At 71.1% G+C, this 17,551-nt stretch carries 15 protein-coding genes; 5 read left to right on the top strand and 10 right to left on the bottom strand.

Going from position 1 to position 17,551, the window contains the following annotated elements; all coding sequences use genetic code 11:
* Together D2K64_RS08370 and D2K64_RS08365 are read left to right on the top strand one after the other, a co-directional pair.
* Complete coding sequence (locus tag D2K64_RS08370; RefSeq protein WP_120007781.1) at positions 1–1,317, top strand: DUF1800 domain-containing protein; 1,317 nt, start codon at positions 1–3, stop codon at positions 1,315–1,317.
* Positions 1,314–2,519 (top strand): DUF1501 domain-containing protein, encoded by a 1,206-nt coding sequence (locus D2K64_RS08365; RefSeq protein WP_120007779.1) that lies wholly within the window; start codon positions 1,314–1,316, stop codon positions 2,517–2,519. The genes D2K64_RS08370 and D2K64_RS08365 overlap by 4 nt, the downstream gene beginning before the upstream one ends.
* A 41-nt stretch (positions 2,520–2,560) precedes the next feature.
* Here the strand turns inward: D2K64_RS08365 and D2K64_RS08360 are convergent, their stop codons facing one another.
* The 3 genes from D2K64_RS08360 to D2K64_RS08350 all read right to left on the bottom strand — a co-directional run bounded on the left by D2K64_RS08360 (position 2,561) and on the right by D2K64_RS08350 (position 6,506).
* Positions 2,561–3,589: an ABC transporter substrate-binding protein gene (locus D2K64_RS08360; protein WP_157985771.1), complete on the bottom strand. Its 1,029-nt coding sequence runs from the start codon at positions 3,587–3,589 to the stop codon at positions 2,561–2,563.
* Between the two features lie 118 nt (positions 3,590–3,707).
* Positions 3,708–5,300: an ABC transporter substrate-binding protein gene (locus D2K64_RS08355; protein WP_120007776.1), complete on the bottom strand. Its 1,593-nt coding sequence runs from the start codon at positions 5,298–5,300 to the stop codon at positions 3,708–3,710.
* A 210-nt stretch (positions 5,301–5,510) separates the two neighbouring features.
* Positions 5,511–6,506, bottom strand: coding sequence for a TIM44-like domain-containing protein (locus D2K64_RS08350; RefSeq protein WP_202910591.1), 996 nt, complete (start codon positions 6,504–6,506; stop codon positions 5,511–5,513).
* Between the two features lie 215 nt (positions 6,507–6,721).
* Between D2K64_RS08350 and D2K64_RS08345 the strand changes: the two genes are divergently transcribed.
* The gene (locus D2K64_RS08345) at positions 6,722–7,615 is read left to right on the top strand and encodes a lysophospholipid acyltransferase family protein (RefSeq protein WP_120007775.1); all 894 of its coding nucleotides are present in this window, start codon (positions 6,722–6,724) and stop codon (positions 7,613–7,615) included.
* Positions 7,616–7,625: 10 nt separating this feature from the next.
* On the opposite strand, the gene D2K64_RS08340 is transcribed toward D2K64_RS08345, so the two are convergent.
* From D2K64_RS08340 to D2K64_RS08325, 4 genes are all read right to left on the bottom strand, one after another.
* Positions 7,626–7,859, bottom strand: coding sequence for a hypothetical protein (locus D2K64_RS08340; RefSeq protein WP_120007774.1), 234 nt, complete (start codon positions 7,857–7,859; stop codon positions 7,626–7,628).
* A gap of 99 nt (positions 7,860–7,958) precedes the next feature.
* Positions 7,959–8,819, bottom strand: a complete 861-nt coding sequence (locus D2K64_RS08335; protein ID WP_120007773.1) for a M23 family metallopeptidase — start codon at positions 8,817–8,819, stop codon at positions 7,959–7,961.
* A 20-nt stretch (positions 8,820–8,839) separates the two neighbouring features.
* Positions 8,840–10,402: an exodeoxyribonuclease VII large subunit gene (gene xseA, locus D2K64_RS08330; RefSeq protein WP_120007772.1), complete on the bottom strand. Its 1,563-nt coding sequence runs from the start codon at positions 10,400–10,402 to the stop codon at positions 8,840–8,842.
* Positions 10,403–10,454: 52 nt separating this feature from the next.
* On the bottom strand, positions 10,455–11,087 hold the full coding sequence (locus tag D2K64_RS08325) for a glutathione S-transferase family protein (RefSeq protein ID WP_120007771.1): 633 nt from the start codon (positions 11,085–11,087) through the stop codon (positions 10,455–10,457).
* A gap of 135 nt (positions 11,088–11,222) precedes the next feature.
* Between D2K64_RS08325 and purD the strand changes: the two genes are divergently transcribed.
* On the top strand, positions 11,223–12,491 hold the full coding sequence (purD, locus tag D2K64_RS08320) for a phosphoribosylamine--glycine ligase (protein WP_120007770.1): 1,269 nt from the start codon (positions 11,223–11,225) through the stop codon (positions 12,489–12,491).
* Between the two features lie 57 nt (positions 12,492–12,548).
* Here purD and D2K64_RS08315 read toward each other — a convergent pair whose 3' ends face one another.
* Together D2K64_RS08315 and D2K64_RS08310 are read right to left on the bottom strand one after the other, a co-directional pair.
* Entirely contained in the window at positions 12,549–15,137 is a 2,589-nt protein-coding gene (locus D2K64_RS08315; RefSeq protein WP_120007769.1) for an HWE histidine kinase domain-containing protein, read from the bottom strand.
* Complete coding sequence (locus D2K64_RS08310; protein ID WP_157985770.1) at positions 15,134–15,757, bottom strand: biliverdin-producing heme oxygenase; 624 nt, start codon at positions 15,755–15,757, stop codon at positions 15,134–15,136. Before D2K64_RS08310 ends, D2K64_RS08315 begins: the two co-directional genes overlap by 4 nt.
* A gap of 244 nt (positions 15,758–16,001) precedes the next feature.
* Here D2K64_RS08310 and D2K64_RS08305 point away from each other — a divergent pair, with 244 nt between their 5' ends.
* The gene (locus D2K64_RS08305) at positions 16,002–17,156 is read left to right on the top strand and encodes a patatin-like phospholipase family protein (protein WP_120007767.1); all 1,155 of its coding nucleotides are present in this window, start codon (positions 16,002–16,004) and stop codon (positions 17,154–17,156) included.
* 30 nt (positions 17,157–17,186) lie between these two features.
* Here D2K64_RS08305 and D2K64_RS08300 read toward each other — a convergent pair whose 3' ends face one another.
* Positions 17,187–17,528 carry a cupin domain-containing protein gene (locus D2K64_RS08300; protein WP_120007766.1) on the bottom strand — a complete coding sequence of 114 codons (342 nt, stop codon included), beginning with the start codon at positions 17,526–17,528 and terminating at the stop codon, positions 17,187–17,189.
* Between the last annotated feature and the right edge of the window lie 23 nt (positions 17,529–17,551).

The raw sequence follows: 17,551 nt of genomic DNA, 5'->3' as shown, positions 1-17,551 counted from the left end.
ATGGAGATGAATCCCTGGCAGGCCGTCATCCGCTTCGGTCTCGGATCCCGGCCGGATCAGGCCTTGCCGGCCGATCCGCTGGCCTGGCTCGACGCTCAACTCCAGGGACCGGACCCGGCGCCGCCGGTTCCGGCCGGGTGGCCGGCGGCCCCGGCCGTGCCGGATGGCTACCGCGTGCTGAACCGATCCGAGCGCGTGACCCGGAGGCCGGGCCAGCGCCACCCAGTGGACCTGCATTTCGAGGCCGAGGTCATCGCTGCCCAGGCGGTGCGGATCGATACCGGCGTGCCGTATCGCGAGCGGCTGGTCGAGTTCTGGGCCAACCACTTCACCGTGGCCCGCCGCGCAGGCTACGGCGCTGCGGTGGCCATCGGGCCGTTTCTGCGGGAGGCGATCAGGCCGCACGTCAATGGCCGCTTCGCCGACATGCTGCAGGCGGTGGCCACCCATCCGGCGATGCTGAGCTATCTCGACCAATCCTCCTCGGTCGGGCCCGGCAGCCGGCTAGGCCGCAGGAGCGGCAAGGGGCTGAACGAGAACCTGGCCCGCGAGATCCTGGAGCTTCACACGGTCTCCCCCGCCGCAGGCTATACCCAGGCCGACGTCACCGAGTTCGCCCGGTTGTTGACTGGCTGGGGCAATGAACGCTGGAAGGAGCCCTTGGGCGTGGTGTTCCGCTCCGAGCGCCATGAACCGGGCGCCAAGACCGTGATGGGCCGCCGCTTCGAGGAAGGCCCGCAGGCGACCGCCGAGGCGCTGCGCTTCCTGGCTGGCCATCCGGCGACCGGCCACCGCCTGGCGACCAAGCTGGTGCGCCACTTCGTGGCCGACGACCCGCCACCGGGCGCCGTTGCCCGGATCGAGGGCGTGCTGCGTGACAGCGGCGGCGACCTGCAGGCGGTCGCAGCGGCCTTGCCACGCCTGCCGCAGGCCTGGGACCCGCCACTTGGCAAGCTGCGCAGCCCGCTGGACTATGCCACCGCCGCGCTTCGCGCCTGCGGGGCGCAGGGCATCGCGCTGGGGATGTTCGCCTGGGCGTCCGCCGTGCGCATGAACCAATCCGTCTGGGATGCGCGTCAGCCCAATGGCTGGCCGGATCAGGCAGCGAGCTGGCTGGGGCCGGAGCCGATGATGCAGCGCCTCGACTGGTGCTATGACGTGGCCGGACGCTTCGCCCGGCTGGAGCCGATGGCGGTGCTGGACACCGCGCTCGGCCCCCTGGCACGGGAAGAAACCCGGCAGGCCATAAGGCGGGCCGGCTCGCCGCGCGACGCCCTCGCCTTGTTGTTTGCCAGCCCGGAGTTCCAGCGCCGATGAGCCATCTTCCCGAGATCGGCCGGCGGGGCCTGCTGCTCGGCCTCACCGCCCTGGCCGCCACCCGCTACGCGCGGCTGGCGGTGGCGGCGCCACCCGTGGCCGGCGAGGCCGCCGATCGCCGCCTGGTGGTAGTGATCCAGCGCGGCGCCATGGACGGGCTGGCCGCGTTGGCGCCTTATGGGGATGCGCGGTACCGCGCGTTGCGCGGCCCACTGGCGCTGCCGGAGCCGGGCCAGGATGACGGCCTGCTGGATTGCGGTGGCTTCTTCGGCCTGGCGCCGCAGCTGCGGAATTTCCACCGCTTCTTCGCCGAGGGCAGCCTGCTGCCGGTGCACGCCATTGCCGGGCCCTATCGCAACCGCTCGCATTTCGAGGCGCAGGATATGCTGGAAAGCGGCGCGCCCGAGCGCCTGTCCTCCGGCTGGCTGAATCGGGCGCTGGAAGCGACCCCGCCGGTGCCGCGGGGTCAGCCCGAGCGGGGCCTCGCGGTGGGCTACGACCTGCCCTTGCTGCTGCGCGGCGCGCGACGGGTCGGCATGTGGGCGCCGCCACGCCCGGTGCGGCCGCCGCCGGAGCTTTACGCCCGCATGGCCGAGTTGCTGCACGCCGACCCGCTGCTGGGCGATGCCGTGCGCGATGGGTTGCGCGGCCGCGGCTTCGCCGCCGACGCGCTGATGGGCGAGCCGCCGGCCCAGGGAGGCTTCGTGTCGCTGGCGGCCTCTGCCGGGACGCTGCTGGCGGCGCCCAATGGGCCGCGCGTGGCGGCGCTGGAGATCGGCGGCTGGGACACCCATGCCAACCAGAACTACGCCCTGTCGCGGGTATTGAAGCAGCTGGATGATGGCATGGCCGCGCTGTGCGGGCAGCTCGGCCCCGCCTGGGCACAGACCGCCATCCTGATCATGACCGAGTTCGGCCGCACCGCCCGCGCCAATGGCACCCAGGGCACCGACCATGGCACCGGCGGCGTCGCGTTCCTGATGGGTGGCGCCGTTCAGGGCGGCACGGTGCTGGCCGATTGGCCTGGCCTGTCCGACGGCCAGCTCTTCGAGAAGCGCGACCTGGCGCCGACGCGCGACCTGCGCGCCATCGCCAAAGGGCTGCTGCGCGACCATCTGGGGCTGCCGCAGGCCACCATCGCGGCGGCTTTTCCCGGTGCCGACGGCGTGGCGGCGGAGAACGGCCTGATCCGCCCCGCCTGAACGGCGGCGGGTTCCAGGGGCGCGTGCCCCCGGACGGGTGGTCAGGCCGGCAGCGTCAGCGCCGCCGCATCGGGCAGGAAGGCGGGCGTGTAGATGTCGCCCGCCTTCATGTCGGTGCCGATGTTGAACGCTTCGCGGATGGTGTTCACCGCCGCCTGCACGCGGCTTTCCGGCAGGTTGCCGTAGCCGCCGGACAAGGCTTCCGGCGTGCGGATGAAGCCGAAATTCGCCAGCATGCGACCCTTTTCCAGCTCCCGGGGCGCGGTGGCGTCACGCTTCGCCAGCGCCGCGATGGCGGCATCCGGGTCCTTCCAGGCCGCCTCGTGGCCGCGGGCGATGGCGCGGATCATGCCGGTGACGACCTTGGCATGGGCCTCGGCATAGGGACGGCGGACCACCAGCGCGGTGGAGAGCAGCGCCACCCCGGCATCGGAATAGCGCATCGAGACGATCTGGTCCGGCTCCACCCGCAGCGAGCGCAGCGAGAAGATGCCCGACACCTCGAAGCCGGTGATGGCATCGGCCTCGCCCCGGGCCAGCATCGGCTCGCGCAGCTGCGGCGTGACGTTGATCCAGTTGATCTTCGCGGCATCGAGGCCGGCGGCCTTGGCGAAGGCCGGAAACAGCTGGCGGCCTGAATCCGTCTCGGGGGCGGCGAGGCGCTTGCCCTCCAGCTGCTTCGGGGCGGCGATGCCGGATTTCTTCAGGGTCATCACCGCCAGCGGGCTGCCCTGCTGCACCACGAAGGGCGCGATCAGGTCGCTGCTGGGCGTGGTCAGGCGCAGGCGGATCACCGGGGACAGGTCGGCCACGCCGAACTCATAGGCGCCGGACGCCACCTTCACTGGCGTATCACCCGAGCCGAAGCCTCGGTCCACCGTGACGGCGAGACCCTCGTCGCGGAAATAGCCGTTATCGACCGCCAGCAGGTAGGGCGCCTGCGGCCCCTGGAAGGCCCAGTCGAGGCAGAACTTCACCGGCGTCAGCGCGGCCTGGCCACGCGCCAGTTGCGGCGCGGCGAGCAGCGTGCCGGCAGTGCCGAGCATCAGGCCGCGGCGGTTGAGGATCATTGTGGTGGTCTCCCAGTAGGCGCCCTGCAGGACCGGGGCGGATGCGTGTGCCGGAATTAGCAACTTGCGGGCCAGCGGCGGCAGGGGATTCGCGCCGCCGCCGTCCCGCCGCCACGCCTCAGGCCTTGCTGGCGCCCCAGAACAAGGGAAAGGGAGCATGCTGGATGTTGCGCACCGCCGTCCGGGACGCGGTGTAGCCGAGGAAGAAGCCGGTGGGGATGTAGGTCACGGCCTCCATTCCGGCACGGTTGACACCCTCCAGCGCCGCCTTCTCGGACGCGGCGTCCGGCGCGTCGTACCATTCGGCGATGTGCTGCTCGACCCGCTCATCGCTCGGCCAGCCGAACCACGCCTTGTCGCCGCTGGCGGAGACGCCCTTGTAGGGCGCCGGGTTGATGCAATCGGCGCCGGAATGCCAGGAGAAGAAGATGTTCCAGCCACCATCGGAGACCGGCCTCCTGCTGGTGCGGCGCCCGCCCACCGTGCCCCAGTCCAGCGCCTGGTAATCCACGTTCATGCCGATGCGGCCCAGCATGTCGGCCGTGACATCGCCCTGCGCCTTGGTGATCGGCACGTCGGCCGCGACGAGCATCACCACCTTCTCGCCCTGATACCCGCCTTGCTTCAGCAGGTCTCTGGCCTTGTCGTACTGGCGCGGGCCCTTCAGCGCCCCGGCGCCGGCCTCGGTATAGCCGGGCGTGCCGGGCGTGAAGAAGGACGGCATGCGCTTCCACAGCGCCTCGTCATCGCCGACGAGGGCCCGCATGTAATCTTCCTGGTTCACCGCATATTGCAGCGCCTGGCGCACCAGCTGGTTGTTGAAGGGCGGGATCAGGTGGTTGAGGCGCATGGCGCCCACATTGCCGAGCGGATCGGCGATCTCGACCCGGATCTGCCGGTTGTTCTGCATCACCGGCACCAGATCGGCGATCGGGCTCTCCCACCAGTCGATCTCGCCGTTCTGGATGGCGCCGAGCGCCGTGCCCGGGTCCGGCATGGTCAGCCACTCGACGCGATCCAGCATCATCCGCTTGCCGCCGGCCAGCCAGTCGGCGGCTTCCTCGCGCGGCCGGTAGCCGGCGAAGGTTTCGAACACGGCGCGGGATCCGGCCATCCATTCGTCGCGCCGGAAGCGCATCGGGCCGGAGCCGACATATTCCTTGACCTGCGTGTAGGGATCGGTGTTCGCGATCCGCTCCGGCATGACCACCAGCAGCGGCGTGTTGCTCTTGCCGAAGGCGTAGAGCAGCTTGGGGAAGGGCTGCTTCAGCCGCAGCCGGAAGCTGCGGTCATCCACGGCCTCCAGCATGTCGAGCCGGGCCTGGATCATCTGTCCCATGCCGTCGCGCGGCATCCAGCGGCGGATGCTGGCCACGGCGTCCCTGGCCAGGACCGGTTCGCCATCATGGAAGCGAAGGCCGGCCCGCAGCGTGAAGCGCCAGTCCTTGCCGTCGGCGCCGATCTCATGGCGCTCCACCATTTGCGGCTTCGGCTGCAGATCCGCGCCGATGCCGTACAGCATGTCATAGACCAGAAGGCTGGCGTTGCGCACCACGAGCTGGGTGCCGGCCACCGGGTCGAGGTTCGGCAGGTCCGCCTGCGGCACGAAGCGCAGCACCTTGCTGTTCTGCGCCCATGCCAGCCCCGGTGCTGCGAGCCGCGATCCGCCCAGTGCGGCCCCGGAAGCCAAAAGGAGTTGGCGGCGCTGCATGGAACAATCCTCTTCGGCTGGGAGATGCCGGGTGCTCTACGCGCATTCCCCCGGCCTGCCCACTCCTTGTGCCACGCGACAGCCATGAAACCGTCGTTTTGCTCGATCCGCGGCAGAATGCCTGCGGAATAGGCGCTGCTTGCCAAGGCCCTGTGCATAGAAAAAGGGCGCCGCCGAAGCGACGCCCTCCTCGATGTCCATTGATCGGCTTTAGCGGGACTGCTGAATCGCCGACAGCTTCCAGGCGCCGGCAGGCTGGCGGGCGAAGGTCCACAGCTCGGTCGCCGTCTCGCGCCGTTCCGCATCGCCTTCCACCACGCGGCCCTGGGCATCATAGGTCACGTCCACGAGGCTGAACCGCATCGCCACCGTGGCATATTCGGTGTTGCCTTCGCGCCAGGCCTCCGCCAGGTCGCCTTGCTCCAGCTTCAGGTCACGCGCTTCGTTGCGCCAGCCGCGCGCATCAAGGTCGCGCATGTCCTGAGCAAAGTAGCTGTTCATTTCCGGCGTCGCGAGGCGCCCGAGTCCAGCCATGTCACGCCGCGACCAGGCAGCATTGACGTCGCGCAGCAGCGCCTCGAAGGCCTGGAAATCGGACGGGTTGACTTGCACCGGGGCGGCCGCGGCGCCCATTCCGCCGCCCGCGGCAGCGGCACGGGCCGCCCCGCTCGGATGCAGGTCGCGCCGCATGGCATCGGGGTTCGGGCCGCCGGCCATGGCCGGGCGCGGCATCCCGCGGTTCATGGCGTTTCCGCCCTGGGCGGCTCCGGCCCGGCGGCTGCGGAAGAAGCGCAGCGCCATCCGCACCAGGAACACGATCAGCACGACCTGCAGCAGCAGGCCGAGAATGCTGCCGATGCCACCGAAGCCGCCGAACAGCCCGTGGCCGAACAACAGGCCGCCAATGCCCATGCCGATCAGGCCGCCCATCAGCGCGCCGCCGAAGCCGCCGCCGAACATGCCGCCCCGCGCCTGCGCTGGCGCCATGCCGGGGGCCACGGAACCGGGACGCGCCGGCTGCTGGAAGGTGCGGTCCATCGGCCGCGCCGCGTCGGGCGCGGTGCGGGTGACCGGAGGGGGGGCAAAGGTGCGGCTGCCACGGCTGCCCATGCTGCTGCGCCCGCCCACCCGGGCTTCCGCCAGGGCAGGGCCGAGAACCAGGGCAAAGGTGGCCAGGGCGGCCAGGATGCTGGCCTTGCGACGCATGGGTTGGTTCCTCCGCATATCGATCATCACCGCATCATATAGGCATTAACGAAGCGTAATCCAGGCTCCTGGGGAACGCGGAACAGCCGGACGAAGTTCCGCATCCGCCCGCGATGGTGGCCAAACCGGACGGGATGCCGCAGAACCCGCAGGCTCGATCCGAGGCGCATGGGCGATCGACGGAACGGCGCGGCCCGCAGTGAAAGGAAACCGGTTTGGCGGCGAAGAACAGGCAGTGGCGGTGGCGGATCGAGGCCGCGCTGGTGCGCGGATTGCTGGCTCTGTCCCGCCGGATCGGGATCCTGCGTGCCTCGGCGTTGGGTGGAAGCGTATGCCGGCGGATCGGGCCGCTGCTGCCCGTGTCGAACATCGCCCGCCGCAACCTGCAGATCGCCTTTCCGGACAGCACCGCGGATTGGCAGGAGGAGGTGCTGCGTGGCGCCTGGGAAAACCTCGGCCGCACCATGATGGAATTGTCGCACCTGCGGGAATTGCAGCGCACCGAGGCGGGGCCCGGCTGGGAGCTGGAGGGCGTCGAGCACATTCCCCCACCCGGCCGCCCGGTCATCTTCTTCTCGGCGCACCTGGCCAATTGGGAGATCCTGTTGCGGCCCTCCGCCAGCACCGGCCACACCGTGGCGACGTTCTATCGCGCGCCGGACAACCCGTTGGTGGACCTGCTGGTGCGCGAGCTGCGGCAGAACAGCATGACGCTGTCGCTGTTTCCGAAGGGCTCCCGCGGCGCGCGACTGGCGTTGAAGCACCTGGCGGCAGGGCATTGCATGGGCATTCTGGTGGATCAGAAGATGAATGACGGGCTGGAGCTGCCCTTCTTCGGCCATCCGGCCATGACGGCCACGGGACCGGCCGAGCTGGCGCTGCGCTTCGGCTGCCCGGTGGTGCCGATCCATGGTGAACGGATCGGGCCCTGCCGCTTCCGGCTGGTGATCGAGAAGCCGCTGCCGGCCCCGGAGGGCGACGACCATGCCGCCAAGGTTCGGTCGCTGACCCTGATGATGAACCAGGCCGTCGAGGGGTGGCTGCGCCGCCGGCCGCAGGAATGGCTGTGGATGCACCGCCGCTTCCCGCGCAGCGCCTATCGGAGCTGAGGAGCGCTCCTCAATCCACCACCAGCAGCGCGCCGGCGGCGTAGAGGCGTCGGCGCAGATCCATGGCGGGCGCCATCGCCACCACGCCGGGCGAGACTTCCCGCCAATGAAGAACCCCGGCACGGAGCAGGGCGGAGGCCGTGCCTTCCCGGCCCTCGAACAAGGCGATCACGGGCGTGTCGAAGCTGCCGAGCGCCGGGAGCGGTTCGGTGGACGGAACGGGGCGGGCGGCGAGATACGGCATGGGCGTGGCTATGCGTCGGCGCCGATTACCGGATCATGAACGAAATGCGGAATTTTCCCGAAGAGTTCTGCGCGTAAAACAACAGAACGTGCGCCGCGTTCAGGCAGCCGGCAGCACGGCTTGCGGATCGAGCGCGGTGGTCAGCCAGTGGAGTCCCAGATGCAGGTGGGGACCCGTTGCCCGGCCGGTGGCGCCGATGGCGCCCAGCGCCTGGCCGCGCGCCAGCATCTCCCCCGTGCGGACGTCCATCCGCGACAGGTGCGCGTACAGGCTCACCACGCCATGGCCGTGATCCACCAGCACTGTCTGGCCAGTGAAGTAGAGATCCTCCGCCAGCACCACCCGGCCGGCCCCCATCGGCGTCACCGGGGTGCCGGTGGGGGCGGCGATGTCGAGGCCCAGATGCGGGGCGCGGGGCTCGCCGTTGAGGATGCGCTGGCTGCCGAACACGCCGGAGATGCGGCCCTGCGCCGGCCAAACGAAGCCTTCGGCGAAATGCGGCAGCTCGCTGTCCAGCTTGCGGATCTCCGCCAGCTTGGCACGCTCGCGGCCGATGCGGGCCAGCTGCCGGGCATCGGGGCTGACCATGGCCTGGGGCAGTCCGTTGATCCGCTGCACCTGCCAGTCCCGCTTCAGCACCGACAGGGAACGGATCTCGGAACGTCCGTCCGGCGCGGCAACGGCGAGCCGCGCATCGCCCTCCGCTTCCCGCGCGAAGCCGATGGCGAAGCGGCCGTCCGGCCCGACCCGCACCGCGCGCCCATCAAGCGAGACGCGGCTGCCGGGCGGCACGCGGCCCAGCGCGAGGCCGCCCTGGCTGAAGCCGCGACCGGCGGCGGCCGGCGCCACTTCCAGCAGCGGCCCCGCGGCGGTGGCGGCGGTCACCGGATCGCGCCCGGCACAGGCGGCGAGCAGGCCCCATGGCAGGGCCAGCGCGGTGCGGCGGGTCAGGTGGCGCATGCGAAGATGATCCTGGCGGTTCACAGCAGGGAGCCCTGTTCCGGCCCGGCCGGAGGCGGCTCGGCACGGCGGCGGGCGGTGCGGGGGGATGCCTCGCCCTCGGCCACCAGATCGCGGCTGCCATCCCGCAGCGTGGCGGTGAGCCGCAGGCCGGGGGTGATCGCGGTGGCGCTGGTCAGCGGCTCGCCATCGGCGTCGCGCAGCAGGGCGAAGCCGCGGGCCAGCACCCCCTGGTAGGAAGCGCCTTCCAGCCGCGCCGACAGCCCATCCAGCCGCAGCCGGTTCTCGCGCAGCCGGGCGGCGATGCGCGGAGCCGGGTCGGGCAGGCGGTGCAGCGCGGTGTGGCGCCGCTCCAGCAGCCGGGCCAGGGCGGCGCCGGCGCCGGGAACCCGCGCCAGGCGGGCATGCGCCTGCGCGGCCAGCCGCTGCAGGCCGGCGGCCGCGCGGTGTTGCAGCAGGCCGAGCCGGTGGCGGTGCCGCGCCAGCGTTTCGCGCGGATGCGGCAGCCGGTGGCCCACCGCATCCAGCGCGCCGCGCTTGCGGGCGATCAGCGCCGAGGGGGCGAGGGCCAGCCGCTCGGCCCGGTCGTCCAGGCGCTGGCGGGCGGCGCCGACTAAGCCGGGCAGGTCCGGGATCCGCGCCTCGATGCGCGACAGCCGCAGCCGGGCACGGTCCAGCGAGCCCTGGCCACACTGCACCAGCCGCGCCGCGGTCTGCGCGATCGCCGCCAGCAGATCGGCGCGGGAGGGCACCGCCAGCTCGGCGGCGGCGGTGGGCGTCGGTGCCCGGCGGTCGGCGACGAAATCGATCAGCGTGGTATCCGTCTCATGGCCCACGGCCGAGATCACCGGGATCGGGCAATCCGCCACGGCGCGGATCACCACCTCCTCGTTGAAGGCCATCAGGTCCTCGAGGCTGCCGCCCCCGCGCGCCACGATCAGCACGTCCGGCCGCGGCACGGCGCCGCCCGGCCTGAGGCGGGAAAAGCCGCGGATTGCCTCGGCGATGCGCTCGGCGGCGCCCTGGCCCTGTACCGGCACGGGCCACAGGATCAGGTAGCGCGGAAAGCGGCGCGCCACCGTGGTGCGGATGTCCTGGATCACCGCGCCTTTCTCGGACGACACCACGCCAACCACGCGCGGCAGCAGCGGCAGCGGCTTCTTGGCGGCCTCGTCGAACAGCCCCTCGGCGCCCAGCTTCTTGCGCAGCGCCTCGATGCGCGCCAGCAGCGCGCCCTCTCCGGCGAACTCGATACGGTCGATGATCAGCTGGTAGTCGGAGCGTTCGCCATAGGAGGACACCTTGCCGGTGGCGATCACCTCCATGCCGTTCTCGGGCCGCAGCGACAGGCGCGGCACGGCGAAGCGCCAGATGATGGCCCGGATCTTTGCTCCCTCATCCTTCAGCGCCAGATAGATGTGGCCGGACGGATAGGCCTTCAGCTCGGTGATCTCGCCGCGGATGCGGACCCGGCCGAACGTGCCTTCCAGCGTGCGCTTGATGGCGCCGCTGATCTCCGAGACGGTGAATTCGGGGGCGTTGGAGCGCGGCGCGGCGCCGGCTTCGGGAAGGTCGTGATCCATGCCGCACCCATTATGGGGCAGGGGCGGGGCCGCGGCCAGCCGCCCCTGCGGGTCAGGCGGCCGGCTGCGGCGGCATCAGGGCCTCGTCGATGGCCCGCGCCCGCTGCGCCGCCGGCCGGGCTTCCAGCTTCGCCCAGTAACGCTCCAGCGCCGGGCGTTTCTCCAGCGTGCCGAACTGCATGCCCCAGCCGATCTGGGAGCCGAGATACACGTCGGCGGCGCTGAACCGCTCCCCGGCCAGGAAGCCGCCATCCTGAACGGCGTATTCCAGCATCTCCATCACGTCGGCCATGCAGCCATAGCCCACCATGCCGCGCTGCTCGGGACTCGGTTGCACCTTCATCATGGCATCGCCCACTGCCGCTTCCACCGGCCCGGCGCCGAAGAACAGCCAGCGGTAATAGGCGGCGCGTGCCGGATCGCCCGCCGGCGGCGCCAGCCCGGCCTCGGGAAAGGCATCGGCCAGGTAGGCGCAGATGGCGCCGCATTCGCTGACCACGGCGGCACCGTGCCGGATCAGTGGCACCTTGCCCATCGGGTTCAGTGCCCGGAAGGACGGCGCCTTCATCGGCGGGCCGTAGCCAACCACCTCCGTGCGGTACGGGACGCCGAGTTCCTCCAGCATCCAGCGCACGATGCGGCCGCGCGACATGGGGTTGGTGTAGAAGACGAGATCCTGGTTCATCGCCTGTCTCCTGCCGGGGCGGTTCGCCGGCGGCCCGATCCTAGTGCGGCGATGCAGGTGTGCGAAGCCGGAACAGGCTGACGCGGCCGCCGCGCCATGCTAGCGCGGCGCCCATTGCAACGGGTGGGGTGCGCAATGAAGGTTCTCCTGGTGGGCGGCGGCGGCCGCGAGCATGCGCTGGCCTGGGCGCTGTCCGGTTCTCCGCTGCTGAGCAAGCTCTGGTGCGCCCCCGGCAACCCCGGCATCGCCGCCCTCGCCGAATGCGTCGACATCGGCGCCGAGGACGTGGACGCGCTGGTGGCCTTCGCCCAGCGGCAGGCGGTGGATCTGGTGGTGGCGGGGCCGGAAGCGCCGCTGACGCTGGGCCTGGCCGATGCCTGCGCCGCGGCGGGGCTGCGCTGCTTCGGCCCCTCGGCCGCGGCGGCGAAGCTGGAAGGCAGCAAGGCCTTCACCCGCGAGGTGGCGACCGCCGCCGGCGTGCCCGGTGCCGAATGGGCCCAGTTCACCGACCCGGCCGCCGCGCGCGCCTATGTGCGGCAGAAGGGCGCGCCGATCGTGGTCAAGGCCGATGGCCTGGCCGCCGGCAAGGGCGTGGTGGTGGCCGAAACGGTGGAAGAGGCCGAGAACGCCATCGGCGCCATCATGGAGAACCGGGTGCACGGCGCCGCCGGCGCCACGGTGCTGATCGAGGAATGCCTGATCGGCCAGGAAGTGTCCTTCTTCGCGCTGTGCGACGGAGAGGTGGCATTGCCGATGGTGGCGGCGCAGGACCACAAGCGGGTGGGCGACGGCGACACCGGCCCCAACACCGGCGGCATGGGCGCCTATTCCCCGCCGCCCGCCTTCACGCGGGACATTGAGGCGCAGGTGATGGAACGCATCATCCGACCGACCCTGGCCGAGATGGCGCGGCGCGGCACCCCGTTCCGCGGCGTGCTGTTCGCCGGGCTGATGCTGACGGAACAGGGGCCGAAGCTGATCGAGTTCAACGTCCGCTTCGGCGACCCGGAATGCCAGGTGTTGATGCTGCGGCTGCGCTCCGACCTGCTGGCCGCCCTGCGTGCCGCCTGCGACGGCACGCTGCAACAGGCTGAGCTGCGCTGGTCGCCCGAGGCCGCCATGGTGGTGGTGATGGCGGCGCGGGGCTATCCCGGCGCCTATCGCAAGGGCAGCGTGATCGAGGGGTTGGAGCAGGCGGCACAGGTGCCGGCGGCGCAGCTGTTCCAGGCCGGCACGGCGCGCGGCGAAAACGGCGCCCTGGTGGCCGCCGGCGGCCGCGTGCTCGGCGTCGCCGCCAGCGGCGAAACGCTGCAGGCCGCGCGCGATGCCGCCTACAGGGCGGTGGACGCGGTGCGCTGGCCGGACGGCTTCTGCCGCCGCGACATCGGCTGGAGGGCGCTGTGACGCGCAGATCACCTGGCGGGCGCGGGGACGGGCGCGGAATGCCGCGCCCGTTCCGCCTCAGCCGGAGGCGCCGAGCCGCTTCTGCAGCGCGCGGCGCATCTCGGCCGCCGTGTAGGGCTTGCTGATGACCTCGGCGCCGCGGAAACGCTCGGGAAAGGCGCTGGTCTCGCCATAGCCCGTGGCGAAGATGAATGGCACGCCGCGCGCCTGTAGCGCGTCGGCCACCGGGAAGCTGTTCTCGCGGCCGAGGTTGACGTCCAGCAGGGCAATGAGCGGCGGCGCATGGTCCAGCAGACGCAGCGCCGCCTGCACCGAGCTGGCGACATCCACCGCCTCGGCCCCCATGTGGCGCAGCTGGTCCTCGGCGTCCATGGCGATCAGCAGGTTGTCTTCCACCAGCATCACCCGTCCGGACAGGCTGAAGCTTTCGGCCCGCGGCACCACGACCGCCGACGCCGAGTCCGACCGCGCCAGCTCGGCCGGAGCGGCGCTGCCCGGCCGCACGCATTCGGCGGGCAGCAGGAAGCGCGCTTCCAGCCCGGCCAAGTTGTAATGCAACTCGGCCTCGCCGTTGAGATCATGCGGCAGGGCGCGTTCCACGATGGTGGTGCCGAAGCCCTTGCGCATCGGCGGCTTGACCGGAGGGCCGTTCTCCTCGGTCCAGTGGATCTCCAGCGCATCCTCCGGCGTGAAGGCCCAGCGCAGCTGCACCCGGCCGCGCGCGTCGCACAGGGCGCCGTATTTGGCGGCGTTCGTCATCAGCTCGTGGATCACCAGCGCCATGGTGGTGAAGGCGTTGGGTTCCAGCAGCACCGGCGGGCCTGACAGGATCAGCCGGTCCTGCTTGCCGTTCAGATAGGCCGCGGCCTCCGCCATCACCAATTCGCGCAGCGGCGCCGGCTGCCAGCGATCGGTGGTGATCTGGTCATGCGCGCGGGCCAGCGCCTGAATGCGCCCGCCCACCATGTCGGCGAACTCCACCACCGTGACAGCATGGCCGCGGCTCTGCGTCACCAGGCCGCGGATCAGCCCCAGGATGTTGCGCACGCGGTGGTTCAGCTCGGCGATCAGGATCTCCTGCCGCTCCTGCGACACGCGGCGCTCGCGCTCGGCCATGTCGGTCAGCTGCAGCACGACCTCGAGCAGGGTCACGCGCAGCCGCTCGGCCATCAGCAGGTCGCTCTCGGTCCAGGAGCGGCTCTGCCCTTCCACCGTCTGCTGCCAGGCGGCGAAACTCTTGCGCGGCGTCAGCCGCGCGCCGTTCGGGCCCACCGTCACCGGCTTGTTGGGATCGCCCGCCCAGATCACCGAATGCGTCACCGCCCGGCGGAAGAACACCAGGTAGTCCCGCGGCGCGCGCGACAGCGGAATGGCCAGCACGCCGGCCGCCCGGTCGGTGAAGTCGGCCGCCTCCGGATACATCTCCGGCAGGACATGGGTGGCATAGATCCGGCCGGAGGCGGCGCGGTTCAGGTAGCGGATGATGCCGGCGAACTCCTCGGCACTCGGGGCGTGGCCCCGCAGCGCGGTGCCGCTCTTGCTCCACAGCCCGACGCCGTCGCAGGGGATCACCTCCGCCAGCATCTCCAGGAACTCGGTCAGCGAACGGCTGCCGGGGCGCATGGCGCCAAGCGCCGCCATCAGGCGCTGGTGCACGCGGTTGGCCTCGGCGTCGCGGGCCTGCTCCAGCTCCCGCTCGCGGGATTCCAGCAGCAGGGAGAAGATCTGGCCGAACAGCTCGGCGGCGGTGCGGCGCTCGAAGGGCACGCGCAGCGGCTCGTTGTGGTGGCAGGCGATCAATCCCCAGAGCCGGCCCCTGCGCAGCACCGAGATCGACATGGAGGCGCGCACGCCCATGTTGCGCAGATACTCGATGTGGATCGGCGACACCGAGCGCAGCACCGAGAGCGACAGGTCGAGCGGCTGTTGCCGGTTGTCCAGCAGCGGCAGCACCGGCACCGACTGCTGCTCGGTATCGGCGATCAGGCGCAGCAGGTTGCGCTCATACAGCACGCGCGCCTGGCGCGGGATGTCGGAGGCCGGGAAGCGGTGCTGCATAAAGGAAGCCTGGAAGGAGGCGGCGGATTCCGCGGTCACCTCCCCATGCCCCTCTTGGTCGAAGCGGTACAGCATCACGCGGCTGAAGCCGGTGAGGCCGCGGATCTGCCGCACCGCCTCACGGCAGATGTTGTCGAATCCCTGCGCCTGGTGCAGCCGCGCGATCATACCGCGCACCGTGGTGCCGGCTTCCAGCCCATCCTCCAGGTCGGACGGCTCGCCCTCGACCACGATCAGCTCGCCCGACATGTGGATCGCCAGGTCGTAGGCGGCGCCGCCCTCCTGCAGCACCACGCCGAACACGCGCTCCACCGCGTCGGGCCCGCGCAGCAGGTGCAGCCGGCCGCCGATCTGATGCATCGCCTCCGGCCGCAGCCGCGCGTTCAGCGGCTCGCCCAGCAGCGCCTCGACGCCGAGCCCGAGATGCTCCGCGACATTGGCCGAGGCGCGGCGCACCACCCATTCCGCAGTCACCGCGACCAGGAAGCCGATCGGCTGGATGCCCCCCAGCAGGTGGATCGGCTCGCGGTCGCAATTGGTCAGATCAACGCCGCCCTGGAGGGGGATCTGGGTGAGGTGGTTGTTCATAGGACGGTTGGCTCGGACGATTCCAGGGGTTCCGCGGCGGGGGCCGCGCCGGCGCGCAGCGCGGCCAGAAAGGTTTCAAACGCCGTGAGGGCGCCCGCGGTGGCAACCTTCCAATCGGCGGGATCGGGCAGGGCCTGATCCAGGCGGGCCAGGAACCCGGCCCAGCCAGCGGGGCCGGGCTGATGGGACAGATAGGTGAACGCTCCGCTGTTCGCCAGGGCCGGGGCGGCCCGCGCCGCCCGGAGCAACATGGCGTTGCCCAGGCGCGAGCCTTCCAGCACATAGGCGGCCCCCATGGCCGCCGCGCCGGTCCGGATCTCGGGCGCCGCCAGCGGGGCCGGCACCGCCTCTCCCAGCACGGCGAGGTCGGCCCGCAGCGCCGCGGCCCGGCGGCGGCGAGGCCAGTCGGGCATCATCGCTTCCAGGCCGGCGGCATCCAGTGCCGCTTCCAGGGCCGGCACCGCCCGCGCATGCACCCGCAGGAAGCCAGCGTAACCGGCACGGCTGGACAGGCAGTGGGAGGAGCCGAGGCGGTCGGCTTCCGCATGCAGGGCTTCGGTGGCCTGTCGCAGGTGCCAGCGCACCCCGGACCTGCGCTCGCGCGACACGGTGTCGCTCAATGGGTGAGCCGGCGCCCGGTCCCGGGCAGGATCCCGGATGCGGCATGGGCGGGTTCTGGTGGCATGAAACGAAGCATGCATCCTCAGGCAAGGCGAAATGCCGCGATCAATCTGCCGAGTGATGACCGGACGCAAGGAAAAAGCTCCTGCCTTGAACCTTTGCCCGCCATGCCCGAGTCTCAGCCTGACCGGCCGCGGGCGCATCCTGCCACCCGCTTTCCCGGATCCGCGAGGTGAACGCAGCATGGATCTCCCGAGTCCCCGACCCGCCGTGCCGCAGGATGCGTCCTGGCGCCCCGAGGGCTGCCGCCGGGTGGCGCTGGTGCTGCAGGGCGGTGGCGCGCTGGGCGCGTATCAGGGCGGCGTGCATGAGGCAATGGTTGAGGCCGGGCTGGAGCTGGACTGGATCGCGGGCGTGTCGATCGGCGCCATCAACGGCGCGCTGATCGCCGGCAATCCGCCCGAGCGCCGAGTCGAGGCGTTGCGCCGCTTCTGGCAGCGCATCACCCAGGACCGCGTGCATGACCTGCTGCCGGATGGCGACCTGACGCGGCAATGGCGCCATGAATTATCGGCGCTGCTGACCATGGGGCAGGGGCAACCCGGCTTCTTCGCTCCGAACGTGCCGGGGCCGTGGTTCTCCCTGCCCGGCGCCGAGACCGCGACCGCGTTCTACAACAACGTGCCGCTGCGCGAGACGCTGAGCGAGCTGGTGGATTTCGATCGCCTGAACGATGGCCAGATCCGCTTCTCGGTCGGCGCGGTGAACGTCGCCACCGGCAATTTCGCCTTCTTCGACAGTGCCCGGACGCGGATCACATTAGACCATGTGGTGGCCTCCGGCGCCCTGCCGCCGGCACTGCCGATGGTGCGGATCGGCACCGAGCATTATTGGGATGGCGGGCTGGTGTCCAACACGCCGCTGCAGCACCTGCTGGAGAACCTCGAGGGCCGCAACACTCTCGCCTTCCAGGTGGACCTGTTCAGCGCCCGCGGCCGGGTGCCGCGCTCCATGCCCGGGGTGCTGTCGCGTGAGAAGGACATCCGCTACTCGAGCCGCACCCGCGCCGTCACCGATTTCTACCGCCGCATCCGGGACCTGGAGATGCAATTGAAGCAGGCCCTGGAGCAGATCCCCGAGGACCGGCTGGACGAGGCGCAACGCCGCGAGAAGCAGCGGCTGCGCCGGCTGCCGGAGGTGGTGATCCTGCAGCTCATCTACCAGCAGCAGGCCTATGAGGGGCAGGCCAAGGATTACGAGTTTTCCGCCCGCGCCATGCGCGACCACTGGGCCAGCGGGCTGGAGGATACCCGTGCCACGCTGCGGCACGGCCAATGGCTGGCCACGCCGCCCGAAGGCAGCGGGCTGCAGGTGCACGACGTCCATCGCGGCTCGTGAACAACGGGGCGCCGGGTGTTCGCCCGCCCTTCAGGGCACCGGCCGGGGCGGGCCGAAAAAGATCACCCACACCTTGAAGTCCTCCGAGAAGCTTTCGAAGCGGTGGGGAACATGGGCGGGGACGTAGAGCAGGTCGCCCGGGCCGAAGGCCACCACATCCTCGTCGCGGCGGAAGCGCCCGTTGCCGGTCGCCACGATGTACAGCTCGTCCCGGTCATGCGGCTGCTGGCCGTCGGCGCCAACGGGGGCATACAGCTCCACGGTGATCTCGTCATCGCGCGCGAACAGGATGGCGAAGGGATTGTTGGCGGACAGGCGCCGCGCCGCGGCAGCCAGCGTGACCTGAAGATCGCTGGCGGGATGGCGGGGCATGGCGGTTCGGCTCTCGGTTGACG

It is taken from the genome of Teichococcus vastitatis, from assembly GCF_003604215.1.
Lineage (GTDB): Bacteria > Pseudomonadota > Alphaproteobacteria > Acetobacterales > Acetobacteraceae > Pseudoroseomonas > Pseudoroseomonas vastitatis.
The sequence above is the reverse complement of the archived record's forward strand: the minus strand, read 5'-3'. Positions and strand labels throughout refer to the sequence as shown.

Bases quoted from the DNA above. Each gene is read 5' to 3' on its own strand.
- D2K64_RS08350 (WP_202910591.1), bottom strand. From the start codon at position 6,506: ATGCGTCGCAAGGCCAGCATCCTGGCCGCCCTGGCCACCTTTGCCCTG.
- purD (WP_120007770.1), top strand. From the start codon at position 11,223: ATGAAGGTTCTCCTGGTGGGCGGCGGCGGCCGCGAGCATGCGCTGGCC.
- D2K64_RS08355 (WP_120007776.1), bottom strand. From the start codon at position 5,300: ATGCAGCGCCGCCAACTCCTTTTGGCTTCCGGGGCCGCACTGGGCGGA.
- D2K64_RS08370 (WP_120007781.1), top strand. From the start codon at position 1: ATGGAGATGAATCCCTGGCAGGCCGTCATCCGCTTCGGTCTCGGATCC.
- D2K64_RS08335 (WP_120007773.1), bottom strand. From the start codon at position 8,819: ATGCGCCACCTGACCCGCCGCACCGCGCTGGCCCTGCCATGGGGCCTG.
- D2K64_RS08305 (WP_120007767.1), top strand. From the start codon at position 16,002: ATGGATCTCCCGAGTCCCCGACCCGCCGTGCCGCAGGATGCGTCCTGG.
- D2K64_RS08315 (WP_120007769.1), bottom strand. From the start codon at position 15,137: ATGAACAACCACCTCACCCAGATCCCCCTCCAGGGCGGCGTTGATCTG.
- D2K64_RS08365 (WP_120007779.1), top strand. From the start codon at position 1,314: ATGAGCCATCTTCCCGAGATCGGCCGGCGGGGCCTGCTGCTCGGCCTC.
- D2K64_RS08325 (WP_120007771.1), bottom strand. From the start codon at position 11,087: ATGAACCAGGATCTCGTCTTCTACACCAACCCCATGTCGCGCGGCCGC.
- xseA (WP_120007772.1), bottom strand. From the start codon at position 10,402: ATGGATCACGACCTTCCCGAAGCCGGCGCCGCGCCGCGCTCCAACGCC.
- D2K64_RS08300 (WP_120007766.1), bottom strand. From the start codon at position 17,528: ATGCCCCGCCATCCCGCCAGCGATCTTCAGGTCACGCTGGCTGCCGCG.
- D2K64_RS08340 (WP_120007774.1), bottom strand. From the start codon at position 7,859: ATGCCGTATCTCGCCGCCCGCCCCGTTCCGTCCACCGAACCGCTCCCG.
- D2K64_RS08360 (WP_157985771.1), bottom strand. From the start codon at position 3,589: ATGATCCTCAACCGCCGCGGCCTGATGCTCGGCACTGCCGGCACGCTG.